Genomic DNA, 13,745 nt, shown 5'->3' on the forward strand with positions numbered 1-13,745 from the left:
CATCGTATATTTCCCCTGTAAATCGCACTTGCCACCGCGCGTCGCGCCGTAAAACTCTTGCGCTTTAATCAACACACAAACCACCGCACCCTTTTGCAGTTACCTCCACGGGCCTCGGCCTTTTTTCATCGATAAAGTCTAATCATGGACGACCAAGCATCCAAAGAGAATCCCTCCAAGGATTTTAACAAACTCGATCTCAGCCAACTCCAAGGGTTCAGCTTCGGCACCCAATGGACGCAGGACAAAACCTCGTCTTCACGCCAAGGCGATTCACGCCGCTCCAGCGAGGGCGGCGAGCGTCCCCAGCGCAGAAACGGTGGCGATGCCCGGAGGGATCGTCGCGGTTTTCGCAAGCCCGCGACCCCCGCGGATGGTGCGGATTCACCCGCCGGCGCCGATGCGCAATCCCGTCCGCGCCGTGATGACCGGGCGCCTCGCCGCGACCAGCGCGAAGGCGACCAACGCGGCCCGAGGCGCGATTTCCGAGGCCCGCGCCGCGACGACCGCCGTCCCGGCGGCTACCAGCGCGAAGGCGCGCGCGAGTTTACCGGACCGTATTTCAGCCCGTATTACACCGTCACGTTTTATCCGGAGGACAACGGCTTCGCCGCGCTCGTGAAAGCGATCCGTGCTTCGTGCCGCACCTACGAACTTTTTGAAATCGCGCGCGTGGTCATTGGCAAAAACGATCGCTTCGTCGCCGCCATCCAGCGCAAGCAACCCGACGCGCACAAGGCTCCCCGCGTTTCCCGTCCGCAGGCCGACGCGACGGATGAAAGCGGCGAGGTCGCGGCGGAAATTCCCGCCCGCGCGAAACTCGCCCCGTTCGCCATCTCGATTCCGGACGGGCTTCCCTTCGATAACGAGGATGCCGCCATCGCGCATGTTCTCAGCAAGCATCTCGACAAATTTTTCGACACCTCCGAGGTCGAAGTCGAGCCCCCCAAGGGCAACTATCAAGTTATCAACAAATGCGGTGTCACAGGCGAGCTTTTGGGGCCGCCGAACTACCACCTCTACAACCAGATTGTCCAGCAGCACCACGCCTCGCGCCTGGGGCGCATGAACATGGACGCATTTCGTTCGCGCATCGAAACCGTGCGCGATCCTGAGGTCGTGAATCAGTGGCTTGAAAAAATGAAGAAAGCCACCCGCTACACGTGGAAACTTGCCCCGCCCGCCGAAGGCGCGACTCCAATCAGTTTTGATTCCTTCGACGACGCGCGCGCCTATTTGCTCGCCAATGCGCGCGACAAAGTTGTCCGCACTGTCGAAACCGCGCGCATGCACGGCAAGCTTTTGGAAATTATGCCGCAGGGCGAAATGCGCCGCGCGGTCGAAAGCACGCTCGAGCGCCAGCGCCGCTTCCCGCTCGACACCGCCAACGCGCTCCGTGGGCGTCTCCGCCGCGAAGGCTTCACCATCTTCAAGAAGGGATCCAAGGGCATCTCCTACGTTTGCGCCGTGAAGCGCAAGTTCCGCGTTCCCGGGCAGACATTTGCCGACAGCATTGACGCGCTCATTGCCTTCATCGAGGCCAATCCGATGGTCAAGGCCAGCGAGCTTCCCGCGAAATTCCTCGGAATCAAACAACTCGAAACGCACGCCGCCACAGCCATCGCCGCGCCCGAAGTCGCCACGATACCCGCGCCGCTCGAAAAAGCGGTTGCGGATGAAACCGCGCCAGCCGCCGAATCGCAACCCGCTGAAACCGCGGTCGAGGAGGTCGTGGCTGCCGAGACTGCATCCGCGTCAACGGAGGCGGCGGAAGAAACCGTGTCCGCAGCTGCTGAGGAAGCACCTGTGGGAACTGTGCCGACGGAGACGTCCGCGCCCGCTATCGAGGCCGCGCCGGAAACCGAGGCGGCACCCGAGTCTGCGCAAACCACTCCGCCGATTATGTCGCCAGCCAGCGGCTCCGTTGCGCCATTCCCGACCGAACCGCTTTCCGCCGAAGAGCAGGCTCGCCTGCACCGGCTCACCGGCGATCTGCGCTGGCTTGTGTCCGAGGGTTACGTCACCGAATACATCGACGGTTCGCTATTCACTTATCCGCCGATGTCCGAGGCCCGCAAAAAGGAGGTCGAAAATGAGGATCGCGACGACCTTCCAACCGCGGAAGCGCACACGGCTTCCGAGAGCGCGTCCGGGCAATCCGAGTCGCCTGCGGAACAACAGCCCGTGGAGACCGATGCTCAGGCACCGGTTGAGCCTTCGGTCGCGTCCGAGCCTGAAATCGCTTCGGAACCGGAGTCCGTTTCCGAGGCGGACGCCGCTTCCGCATCCGAACCGGTTGCGGATTCGAAGGAGGAAAATCCCGGCGAACCCAAAAACGAAAGCTAAGCGCTTGCGCACAGGAACGGCGGTTTTCGGACCGCCCTCCTTGCGGGCGCGCGCCTTCGCGATGTGCTTTGAAGCGGGTTTTTGAGACCAATCACGATGAAATTATGGGAAAACAGGGGGCAATTCTCGAAAAGAGTTTGACACTGAACCTCAATCACGAGGTATTTCCCAATTCTCATTTTTTGGCTTCCTAGCTCAATGGTAGAGCAGTTGACTCTTAATCAATTGGTTCAGGGTTCGAGTCCCTGGGGAGCCACCAAGTTCTTTTCCGCATGTCTGATTTGCGATTGTCCGGGTTAAATAAAAAAATGCCGGACCTTGCCGATGCAGCACAGGCAGTCCGTTCTTTCCCACTCCAACAGACCATGAATGACGCAGAAACGCCGCGCAGGTTTCGCGCAGGGGCAGATTTTTTTGCCGACGTAGCTCAACGGTAGAGCACCTGTTTTGTAAACAGGCGGTTACAGGTTCGAATCCAGTCGTCGGCTCCAGTTTTTCCAATCGCCGCCCGATTCTTGCCCTTTTCGCCCTATTCTCTCTGCCCTCATTTCCTTTTCTTTTTTTTCCACTGCCCGATGGTGTAATGGTAGCACAGCAGATTCTGACTCTGCTTGTCTAGGTTCGAGTCCTAGTCGGGCAGCCAGCAAGATATTGAAAGGAAACATCTTAAGTCGCGTTCAATAAAAAATAAAAGAAGAGCGTTGACTAGGAAACCCGCTGACAGACAAATTCCCGAATTTCTTCACCTTATTTTCACCCAACAATACCAAACCCGCCAATCGCCCTTACACCCTTTTTCCCCTCTCCCAAGCCAAAGGCAGTGAATCCGCCGCATCGCGTGCGTAGTTCCAAGCTGCCGGAAGCACCAAGACAGGAATCCTGAATATTTTTCAAACGAAGATTAATAAATTCCGTCCAACCACGTTATCCAATACAGCTCCCTCAAAAAACAGTAGATTTGTAAAAATATTTCCCTTTAACTCTCACTCCCAAACGAAATCACAAATACTATGATTACAGCAGTCCTCAGCAGCTCACCGCTCGCGTTCTTCAAGCTCATGAATCAGACCCCTATGGAGCTTTTTCTCCATGGCGGCCCAATCATGTGGCCTATTCTTATCACGGCTTTTGTCGGCATCACGGTATCTGTCGAACGCACGATCTTTCTCGTCCGCTCGGCGATGAGCCGCCAGCCGCAAGTCCTTGAGGCCATTTACAAGAAGATTCAGGACGGTGATTTCGAGGGAGCCAAGCAGATCGGCCTCAAGAGCAAGGATCCTGTTGCCAAGACAATTTCGGCGGCTCTTGCCGTGCCTTCTGCCGGTATGATGAGCGCCTTCACTCGCGAGGCCAACAGTCAGCTCCGCCTTTATCAACAAGGCAGCGCGGTGCTCGACACCGTGGTTACGGCGGCCCCTTACCTCGGCCTTCTCGGCACGGTCACGGGCATGATGGAAACCTTCGGCGCCCTTGGCACCGGAGCGGACATCAGCCAGTCGTCCGCCAAGATCACCGGCGGTGTGGCCGAGGCCCTTATCGCCACCATGTGCGGTCTCGCCATCGCCATCCTCGGTCTTATTCCTTACAACACTCTCAATGCGAGCATCGAGCAGGTCAAACACGACATGGCGGATGCCTCCAACACACTGACCATTTACAAGGTAAACAAGGCGGACAAAGTTCACGCCTGATTCGTCCGACGATTTCGTTTGAAACCGCCCGGAATCAATACCCGGGCGGTTCCCCAAAAAAATCATTACTAGATAACAATAAAAAACTTATAAAACTATGGCAGGCGGCGGCTCACATAAAGGCGACGGTCCGAAAAAAGCGCGCATTGAGATCATTCCCCTCATTGACGTTATCTTCTTTCTGCTTGCCACCTTCGTATTGTTCACCCTTTCGCTGAACAAATCCAACGGTTTGTCCGTTCAATTGCCCAAGGTTGAGAACAGCGGACCCCGCGACCCTTCAAACTCGGTCACCATTTCGATCACCGACAACAACGAAATCGGTTGGGATAAAGACACCATATCGCTCGAGGAGTTTGTCACCCGCATTCACAACTACGCGATTCAGGTCGGTCCCGAAAACGCCCGCATATTTATCAATGGCGATGAAAACGCCAACTACTCCTCGGCTCGCTATGTGATCGATCAGATCAAGCGCACGCAAATCCAGAAGATCATGATTGAGACGCGCATCGTCCCCGATGCCGAGCGTCAGAATTAATCAAATCATTTTAAAATACTAGACACCCATGGCTGAAAATCCTGACACACCAGAGTTGGGCACAGGCGGTTCCAAAAAAGCGCGCATTGAGATCATTCCCCTCATTGACGTTATCTTCTTTCTGCTCGCCACCTTCGTATTGTTCACCCTTTCGCTGAACCGCATCGAGTCCATGGAGACCAAGTTGCCGGTGACCAGCAAGGAAAAGCCAGATAGAACCGACGACGAACCACTGATTGTTCAGGTTTCAGACGGAAACACTGTCTATATCGCTCGCGAGCCATCCGATATGGCCGATGTGTATGCGCGTATACTGCATTACAAGGAATCGACAGTCAATCAGGGTAAGGTTCCCCGCGTGCTCATTTCAGGGGATGACCGCGCCAAATACGGTGCCTTAATCAAGGCGCTCGACTATGCGAAAGCCGCCGGCGTCGAGGAAATATCATTTGAAACCAACTATCGCCTTTCCGGCAAATAACCAAAGGAGACCCATACCATGAGACGCGACTTGATTATCGGCACACTGGTTTCCTGCTTTGTCATTGGTGGATTGGGCTGGGGCGAAACCGCCTACGGCAAAATTCGCGACGCACTTTTTGGCCCCAAAAAAGTGGTTGCGGCCCCGCAAACATCGACCGTGGAAGTGGAAATATGGGAGGCTCCTGAAATGCCCGAAGTGCCGCCCGATCCCACGGATACAGTGGATGAGGAACCGGCGGTTGACGTGGCCACCATCGCCCCGCCCAGCCTCATGGACGTCCCCGGCAATGTGCAGGTGGACTCCTTCACGCAGCAAATGCAGCCCCCCCCGCCGCCTTCGCTCGGTCGTCCTGATGGCGGCACGATGACCATTCCAAAGGGTCCCCCGGGCTCGGGTGTGAAAAACACCATGGGTGCTATTTTTGACCTCAAGGATCTCGACCAAAGACCCACGCCGAGAGGCATGCGCGCCGAGCCTCAGTATCCCTACGAAATGAAACGTCAGGGAATCCCAGGGGAAGTGATACTCCAGTTCCTCGTTGATGAGCGTGGAGATGTCCGTGATGTCACGGTCACTCGCTCCTCACATCGCGAGTTTGAGGCACCCGCAATTCAAGCTGTTCAGAAATGGAAATTCCGCCCCGGTAAAAAAGGCGGCAAGGCAGTCATCACTCGCATGCAAATCCCCATCGCATTCAATCTGAACGACGACGAATAATCTCGCCCATCCCATGTCCCGCAATAGACGAACACTTTCATCCTTTCCGGCCAAGCTCGGCATGTTGCTGATCGCGGCCATCACATCCATTTCCCTTGTTGCGCAGCAGGCGCCCAAGCCGGAGCTTTCTGAAAAGGTCTCTGAAAGCATTCAGGCCATCGGCAAAAAAATCGTCGAGGAGCCCCGCGATTTGGATGGTGCGATCAACGATATCAACGCCCTCCTTGTTCAAGTCAAACCGGACAGCTACGATACCGCTTATCTTACGCAATTGAAGGCGCAGGCCTATATCAATAAGCAGGATTACGCCTCCACGATTCCTCTTTTGGAGACGGTCTACCAGCTTTCCAAGGAACACAAGTATTTCGGCGTTGAGCAGGAACTGGGGATTATGTGGATGCTCGCCCAGTTGTATGTGCAGGACGCTGGCACGGAAAAAAACGCGGAAATTCAGAAAAACAAGTTCGCCAAGGCGCTTTCCATGGTGCGCGAATGGCTCTCAAAAACAAAAAAACCGACATTTGAAGCCTACCACTACGCCGCGTCCATTCTCTACCAACAGGCGACAGGCGGTGGTTCTGGAGCGGAGGTTGACAAGGAACTTTTGAAGCAGGCTGCGCAGGAATGTCAAAACGCCCTTACTATGAGCATCAGGGCGAGAGAACAAATATATCAACTGCTGGTTGCCATCGCACAGGCGGCCAACGAATATGAGACCGCTACCAAGTATTTGGAACTCATGGTCGCCGCCAATCCCAAGAGCGCCCAGTATTGGACAATGCTTCTCTCAATGTATCTCGGTTCCGCCGAAGGCCTTCCCGAAGGTTCATTCTTGCGCAACGACGCCTATGCCAGGGCTGTTTACACCATTGAGCGCGCCCAAGCCAACGGCTTCATGACCGCACCGCAGGACTACCAGCGCAAGCTCGCCTGCTATTTTAATTCCGGCCAGTTTGAAGGCACGGTCGATATCCTTGAGGATGGGCTTCGCAACGGAAAAGTTGAGAACACTCAAAAGAACTGGGAGCTCCTTTCAAGTTGTTATCTTCAGCTCAACCGAACCCAGAAGGCCATCGACACGCTTGTTGACGCATCCAAGATTTTCAAGGACTCGGGCGACCTCGACATGCAAATCGGCTATCTCTACTACGGCAACGAACAATACCAAAAGGCGCTTGAATTTATGAAAGTGGCGCGCGACAAGGGCGTGGATAAAAACAGGACGGCGTCGCTTTTGTTCTTCATCGGATATTTGCACTTCGAGCTCAAGGAGCTGGATGAGGCTCTCGCCTCGGTGGAAAAAGCCCTTGAAGTTGACGCCAACAATCAAAACGCCCGCGAGGTTCATCGCGCCATCAAGGAGGCCATTGATGACCGCAATCGCAACCTAAAGAAGGACGAGCCAGCCGAGAAAAAGAAGGCGACGCCAAGGCTGGGGAACAAACCAAGAACGCACAGCAACCCGCCAAATAATCCCGAAAATTACAGGCCATGAAAAAACTCACAGCCCTCTACTTCATAGTCCCGATAATCGGTGTCATCTGCTTTTCCTTTTTCTACACAAGCGTCAAGGCCGAGCTCCACGAACGCGAAGTTCAGCGTAAAAAAGAACAGGAGCAGGCACAGGCATTGCGTGCGCAGAAAGACTTGAAAGACCGCCAGGATGCATATGCACATGCGCGTGCTGAGATTGATCTTCGAATCAAGAAAATCGAGGAACGGAAAAAAGAGGAGGAACGCAAGGCCGCCGAAGTGCAAGCAGCCAAGGATTCGCGTGACCTCGTTTATCGTGAACGCGAACGCCAAAGCAAGCGCCTCACCGATCTTTTGGACAGCCGTTCCGTTGCGAACGATCAACTGGCGGCGGTGCAGGAACAACTCAAACTGCAACGCATCCAATCGGAATATTACGGAACAGCGGCCAGTGAGGTTAGCCAAAACAAGAGGCTCTACGAACAGGCGCTGGCTCGAATGGACGCCGCCGCGGCCGCCGCGATCAAGCAGGCAGAAGCATTGAAAGCACAGGCAAAGAAAAGCTGACCCAACATATTTCGATTTCAAAATGAGAAAACTCTATTTCATTATCCCGATCATACTGGCGAGTATCTTTCTCTTTTTCTATCTAAGCGAGAGAAAGGTTATTCATCAGAGAACCGAGGAGGCCAACGCCAAACAGCAGGCCGAAATTCAAGCCAAGATAAAAAAGGACAAGGAAGACCGTGACCGTGCCCGTGCGATAGCGGTGGCCCAGTCCGAGGAGCGTGCCGCGGAACGCGAAAAAAAGCGTCTTGAGGAAGAGGCGCAAAAAGCCCAGATACAGGCGGCGCGCGATGCGCTCGCGGACGCCTTGCAGGAACGCGAACGTGCGTATAAGCAGAAGCTCAAACTCACGGAAGATCGCAGCACGGGGGATGCCCAACTGCGCCGTGCCCGGGAGCAAATCAAACTGCAGCGCGCCCAGTTCGATTACATCAAAAACTCCGTCAAGGAAGTCACCGCTAAAAAGTCAATTTACGAACAGTCATACGGAAAACTGGAAGCTGCCGAGCGCATTGCCGCGGCCAACGAAGCCGCGCGCCTTGCCGCCGCCACTCCTAAAAATAACCCTTTAAATCACACGTAACATGAATCGTTTACTCTATATCGGAATCCCCGTCGTATTAATGGTCGCCTTCCTCTTCATCTATGCGGACAGCAAGAAGAAGATTGAGGCTGCGCAAGAGAAGGCTCGCATCGAGAAAGCGACGGAAGATAAACGAATCGCCGACGAAAAAGAGGCGCTTCGCATACGAAATAAGGAAAATGCTGATAAGGCCGACGCAAGACGCAGGGCGGATGAGGCCGAAAAGGAACTGAAAAAGAAGCAGGAATATGAGGCCGGCCTTCAGAAGATCCGTGACGAGGAAGCCACTTTCACCGCAGACCTGAACAAATACAAGAAGGAGATTGCGGAGCTTGAGACGGAACTGGACAAGATTCGCGCGGAAAAGGAAAAGCTCAGTCGCGAGTCGATTGATCTCAGCAAGGAGATCGCGGCCGCATACATTGAGCGCCAGAACGCCGAGATGGAAGTCCAGCGCTACGCCGCAATGGTCGCCCGTCGCGCCAACGACAGCCCGCTCGCTCGGCCCCCCGCCGTTGCGCCGGCCCAGTAATTGCCGGGTATTGCGCATCAAAAATTTCAAGCCGCCGGGTTTCTCCAGGCGGCTTTTTTATTGGTGAGATCGCAGAGACTGCGATCGGCAACTGACTGTGATAATGGCCTTTTCTATGGCGTTGAATATCACACCAAGCTCTTACGCACTTGCGCGGCGGCGTCGGCCCAGGTGGGGAGCGGGCGCGCAAGGACCTCGGAACGCAGACGGGTGAGTTCGGTTTCGTCGGTGAGGATGCGGCGCAGCACGGCCTTCCATGCGGCGGCGTGATTCACGGGCGCGGTTACGCAACCGCCGCTGTTGGTGTATTCACGCAGGACGGGCAGGTCGCTGCACACGCAGGGCAGACCCATCCAGAGCGCCTCGAGCGGGGGCAGGCCGCAGCCTTCGGCGATCGTCGGGAAGAGCGCGGCGCGGCATTTGGTGTAGAGCGCCAGCATCGCGTCGTCGGACGCGCTTTCGTGCAGGTGCAGTCCGCGATATTTTTTGCGCATTGTCTTGATGCGGCTCTTGATCGGCTCGCCAAACTCCTCGTTCACGCGACCGACAAAGTTCATTTCAAATTGCAGGCCCTCGTCCCAAAGCGCCTCGCACACATCAAGCAGGAAGTTCTGGTTTTTGCGCGGTTCGAGCGCGCCGACGCACAGGAACGCGGGGTTGGCCGCCGCGGGCGTGTTTGCGGCGCTCGCCCGCGGTGTGTATTTTTGGAAATTTGCGCCGAGTGTGATGCGTTCCACGGTCGCGCGCGGAGCGATGCCCTGGAATCTCCAAAACTCGTGAAGGTCGTTTGCGCTGTAATTGGAAACGGCGAGGATGCGGTCGAAGTTCGAGAGCATCTTCATGTAGTCGGGCGCGCGCAGCACGCTGTTGCGGCGCGTGATCTCGGGATACTTCAGCGGGATGGCGTCATGAAAAACGGCGGCGAGTTTGCATTTGCCCGATTCGATGAATTCGCGGAAGCCCTCGCGCTCGCCCTCGCTGAAAAGCTCGACGGTTAAAAGCCATTCGTTGCGCGCCTTTGAAAAGGTGATCTCGCGGCCGGTCTCGGAATTGCGCCAGCCGCCTTTTTTCCAGACGACCGCGGTGCATCGTTGCGAGGCGAGTTCGTCGAGCAGGCGATGACTCACACGGGTAAGACCGGAACTGTATTTCGCGGGACCTGTTTTGGTAACGTCGAAGTAGATCATGATGCTTCAGGGTGGTGGGAGCTTGCAGTGTTGTCGATTGTTGTTTGCGCGGCCAGTTCAAAGCACGCGTGAAGTTGCGAGGCGTTTTTGTGCGCGTCGAAGTTTTCCTCGACCCAGCGGCGGGCCTCGGCCCGGAGCGATTCGGCGAGAAGGTCGTCGGTTGCGAGGCGCCGCATATCGGTCACCCATGCGCTAATGTCCTCGACATCGGCAACGAGCCCGGTCTCGCCGTGGTGGATGGCCTCGGTGGTCGCGGCGGCGGGCGATGTGATCACAAGCACGCCGGCGGACATGGCCTCGGGGATGACGTTGGGCAGTCCGTCGCGGTCGCCGCTGCGCGCAACCACCCCGGTGTGAATGAGCACATCGGCCCATTGGAGCTGCCGCCAGACTTCGGGCAGGGCGAGATGCCCCATGAGCGTGACCTTGTCGGCGACTCCGTTTTTGGCGGCGGTTTGCTCGAGTGTCTCGCGAAGCGGTCCGTCGCCGATGATGCGCGCCTCGAACGCGACGCCCGCGTCGCGGAGCGCGCCGTAGATTCGCATTTGATGCGTGAAGCCCTTTTTCTCAACGAGGCGGCCAACGCACACGATGCGAATTGGCGAGCGGTCGGGACGCAGCGGATTCATGATGGGGAACGCGTCGAGTCCGCGACGAATCAGGCGGACCTTGTCCGCGGGCACGCCGCGCTGAACGAGCGTGGCCCGTCCCATCGCGGTTGATGTGTGGATGAAGCGCGCGTCCGCCAGTTTTTCGAGAAGCCACCAGTCCCCGCCGTGTTCGTAAATATCATAGGCGTGCGCGGCCGCCGAGTAGGGGATTTTGTTCAAGCGCGAAAGGCACCACGCCGCCGTGGCCGGGGCGCCGCTCCACGCGGCATGAATGAGCGAGGGCGGATCTTTTTTGAATGCGCGGTAAAACACACCCGCGAAGCCCGCGCCGAGCATGTTTTCCCAAAAATTAATCCACGAGGGCGCGCGCCGTGTGAGAAGCCCGCGCAGCAAAATGCCAAACACATCCCAGCGCGTGAACGCGACCCATGGGATGATCCAGAACAACTCCAGCAGCCGCCACTTGTTGAAGGCGCGCACGGGCAGTCCGCAAAATGTCCCGCCGCCACCCCAGAACGAATAAATGCGCAAGTCGGCGCCGAGCCGGTGCATCGCGATGATTTCGCGTTGAAGGAACGTCTCCGTGTTTTTCGGAAACGTCGTGAAAAGATAGGCGATTTTGAGGCGAGGATTGTGCAAGGCTCGACAGACTGGAAAACCTGCCCGCGCAGGCCAAGCAGAAGTTTTTCGCGCATGTTAATTGGCGTGTGATGAACCCTAGTGAAGAACCCCGAAAAAAACGACCATTACTTTTTCCTTGCGCACCCCGATGCGAAAAGTCCTTACTCTGCCCCTCAAAATTACGGACCCTTAGCTCAGTTGGTTAGAGCGCTTCCTTGACATGGAAGAGGTCGATGGTTCGAGTCCATTAGGGTCCACCACTTTTCCGGCCAAAGCCGCTCTTCATGGGGCGGCTTTTGTTTTTGCCCGAATTGTTTGCGACGGTTTGGGGTAACTATGATGCCGGATCGTTTGCGTGTGTTTTTTATCCCTTCCCAAACGTTTGCCCTTTCGTTTAGTTTTCCAGCTTTTCAAAACGCCCAAACCTCTCACCATCCACACCCGCACATTCATCAAACTTCTCATTCCCTCCCGCATTCATCCCATGGCCACACCTGAATTCTTCTACCAAGACACATTTCCGCTCGGCGCGGACGAAACCGAATACCGCCTCCTTTCCAAGGAAGGCATCTCGACCACCACGCTCGACGGCAGGGAGATCGTGAAAGTCGCGCCCGAGGCGCTCGCGTTTCTCGCCCAGCAGGCCATGCACGACTGCTCGTTCATGCTCCGCCCGAAACACCTCGCGCAAGTCGCCGCCATCCTGCAAGACCCCGAGGCCTCGGCCAACGACCGCTACGTCGCGCTCACCATGCTCAAGAACGCCGAGATCGCCGCGCAGGGCATCCTCCCGTTCTGCCAGGACACCGGCACCGCCACCATCGTCGGCAAAAAGGGCGAGCAAGTCTGGACCGGCGCGGACGACGCCGAATTTTTGTCGAAGGGCGTTTACGAGTGCTACACCAAGGAAAACCTCCGCTACTCGCAGACCGCCGCGCTCAACATGTATGAGGAAGTCAACACCGGCACCAACCTCCCCGCGCAGATCGACCTCTACGCCACGCCCGGCTCCGAATACAAATTCCTCTTCGTCGCCAAGGGCGGCGGTTCCGCCAACAAGACCTACCTCTATCAGGAAACCAAGGCGCTCCTTAACCCGAAATCGCTCGAAAAATTTGTGACCGAGAAAATGAAATCGCTCGGCACCGCCGCCTGCCCGCCCTACCACCTCGCGTTCGTCATCGGCGGCACCAGCGCCGAGACCTGCCTCAAAACCGTCAAGCTCGCCTCGACCAAATACTACGACTCGCTCCCCACCACCGGCAACAAGCACGGCCGCGCCTTCCGCGACCTCGAGATGGAGGAAAAGATTCTCAAAATCGCGCAGCAATCCGGCATCGGCGCGCAATTCGGCGGCAAATATTTCGCGCTCGACGTGCGCGTCGTCCGCCTTCCGCGCCACGGCGCCTCGTGCCCCGTCGGCCTCGGCGTCTCCTGCTCCGCCGACCGCAACATCAAGGCCAAGATCAACAAGGACGGCATCTGGCTCGAAAAAATGGAAACCAACCCCGGTCGTTTCATCCCCGAAAGCGAGCGCGTTCTCAAGGACGACAACATCGTCAAAATCGACCTCAACCAGCCGATGGACGCCATTCGCGCCACGCTCTCGAAATATCCCGTCACCACGCGCGTCGCGCTTAACGGCACCATCATCGTCGGACGCGACATCGCCCACGCCAAGCTCAAGGAACGCCTCGACTCCGGCCAGGGCCTGCCCGACTACATCAAAAAGCATCCCATCTACTACGCCGGCCCGGCCAAGACGCCGCAAGGTTACGCCTCCGGCAGCTTCGGCCCCACGACGGCGGGTCGCATGGACAGCTACGTTGACCTCTTCCAATCCAACGGCGGCTCGCTCGTGATGATCGCCAAGGGCAACCGCAGCCAGGCCGTCACCGACGCGTGCAAAAAACACGGCGGCTTCTATCTCGGCAGCATCGGCGGCCCCGCCGCGATCCTCGCCAAGGACAACATCAAAAAAGTCGAGCTCCTCGAGTATCCCGAGCTCGGCATGGAAGCCATCTGGAAAATCGAAGTGGAAGACTTCCCCGCGTTCATCCTGGTGGACGACAAGGGCAACGACTTCTTCGTAAGCGGCTGCGCCGCCTGCGGCACGGGCGCGCCGGAGAAAAAGTAAGCCTTTCAATCGACAACACAAATCTCATCAAAACGCCCGGCGTGTAATAGCGACGGGCGTTTTTTTTGCGCGCGTGGAATCCGATAAACTTTCGCAAGCCTTGCGCGTGGAATCTCAAACCTTCCGCTCATTTTTATCCATCGGCTGATCAAACCTTGCCACCCGGCCGTCTCCAAACAGGCGATTCGGTAAAAGGCATGTTTAGAATTTCGGTTTTCGCGAATGTCCAAAAGTTGGCATCCGCGCTGCTATGAC

Annotated in this window: 12 protein-coding genes and 4 tRNA genes; 14 read left to right on the top strand and 2 right to left on the bottom strand. The window is 56.7% G+C overall.

All coding sequences use genetic code 11. The features are described 5' to 3' along the window. The first annotated feature begins 144 nt into the window (after positions 1–144). The 12 genes from CKA38_RS06085 (at position 145) to CKA38_RS06140 (ending at position 8,934) form a co-directional block, all read left to right on the top strand. Positions 145–2,346 carry a hypothetical protein gene (locus tag CKA38_RS06085; protein WP_108824693.1) on the top strand — a complete coding sequence of 734 codons (2,202 nt, stop codon included), beginning with the start codon at positions 145–147 and terminating at the stop codon, positions 2,344–2,346. Between the two features lie 184 nt (positions 2,347–2,530). Then, positions 2,531–2,605: transfer RNA gene (locus CKA38_RS06090), tRNA-Lys, on the top strand. Positions 2,606–2,762: 157 nt separating this feature from the next. Then, positions 2,763–2,837 (top strand) — tRNA-Thr (locus CKA38_RS06095). 78 nt (positions 2,838–2,915) lie between these two features. After that, a tRNA-Gln gene (locus tag CKA38_RS06100) sits at positions 2,916–2,989 on the top strand. Positions 2,990–3,356: 367 nt separating this feature from the next. Then, on the top strand, positions 3,357–4,037 hold the full coding sequence (locus tag CKA38_RS06105; RefSeq protein ID WP_108824694.1) for a MotA/TolQ/ExbB proton channel family protein: 681 nt from the start codon (positions 3,357–3,359) through the stop codon (positions 4,035–4,037). A gap of 97 nt (positions 4,038–4,134) precedes the next feature. Continuing rightward, on the top strand, positions 4,135–4,578 hold the full coding sequence (locus CKA38_RS06110) for an ExbD/TolR family protein (protein WP_108824695.1): 444 nt from the start codon (positions 4,135–4,137) through the stop codon (positions 4,576–4,578). A 28-nt stretch (positions 4,579–4,606) separates the two neighbouring features. Then, a complete protein-coding gene (locus tag CKA38_RS06115; protein WP_108824696.1) occupies positions 4,607–5,059 on the top strand; it encodes an ExbD/TolR family protein in 453 nt (150 codons plus the stop codon). 18 nt (positions 5,060–5,077) lie between these two features. After that, positions 5,078–5,779, top strand: coding sequence for an energy transducer TonB (locus CKA38_RS06120; RefSeq protein WP_108824697.1), 702 nt, complete (start codon positions 5,078–5,080; stop codon positions 5,777–5,779). A gap of 13 nt (positions 5,780–5,792) precedes the next feature. Next, a complete protein-coding gene (locus tag CKA38_RS06125) occupies positions 5,793–7,274 on the top strand; it encodes a tetratricopeptide repeat protein (protein ID WP_108824698.1) in 1,482 nt (493 codons plus the stop codon). Further along, positions 7,271–7,819, top strand: coding sequence for a hypothetical protein (locus CKA38_RS06130; protein WP_108824699.1), 549 nt, complete (start codon positions 7,271–7,273; stop codon positions 7,817–7,819). Before CKA38_RS06125 ends, CKA38_RS06130 begins: the two co-directional genes overlap by 4 nt. Before the next feature lie 22 nt (positions 7,820–7,841). Next, on the top strand, positions 7,842–8,402 hold the full coding sequence (locus tag CKA38_RS06135) for a hypothetical protein (protein WP_108824700.1): 561 nt from the start codon (positions 7,842–7,844) through the stop codon (positions 8,400–8,402). 1 nt (position 8,403) lies between these two features. After that, entirely contained in the window at positions 8,404–8,934 is a 531-nt protein-coding gene (locus CKA38_RS06140) for a hypothetical protein (RefSeq protein WP_108824701.1), read from the top strand. Between the two features lie 128 nt (positions 8,935–9,062). On the opposite strand, the gene CKA38_RS06145 is transcribed toward CKA38_RS06140, so the two are convergent. Together CKA38_RS06145 and CKA38_RS06150 are read right to left on the bottom strand one after the other, a co-directional pair. Then, positions 9,063–10,121, bottom strand: coding sequence for a glycosyltransferase (locus CKA38_RS06145; protein WP_108824702.1), 1,059 nt, complete (start codon positions 10,119–10,121; stop codon positions 9,063–9,065). Then, positions 10,118–11,371, bottom strand: a complete 1,254-nt coding sequence (locus tag CKA38_RS06150; protein WP_236919185.1) for a glycosyltransferase — start codon at positions 11,369–11,371, stop codon at positions 10,118–10,120. The genes CKA38_RS06145 and CKA38_RS06150 overlap by 4 nt, the downstream gene beginning before the upstream one ends. A gap of 165 nt (positions 11,372–11,536) precedes the next feature. Here CKA38_RS06150 and CKA38_RS06155 point away from each other — a divergent pair. Together CKA38_RS06155 and CKA38_RS06160 are read left to right on the top strand one after the other, a co-directional pair. Next, positions 11,537–11,613, top strand: a tRNA-Val gene (locus CKA38_RS06155). Between the two features lie 224 nt (positions 11,614–11,837). Next, a complete protein-coding gene (locus tag CKA38_RS06160; protein WP_108826446.1) occupies positions 11,838–13,490 on the top strand; it encodes a fumarate hydratase in 1,653 nt (550 codons plus the stop codon). Positions 13,491–13,745: the final 255 nt, after the last annotated feature.

The sequence above is a fragment of the Ereboglobus luteus genome (assembly GCF_003096195.1).
Taxonomy (GTDB): Bacteria; Verrucomicrobiota; Verrucomicrobiia; order Opitutales; family Opitutaceae; genus Ereboglobus; species Ereboglobus luteus.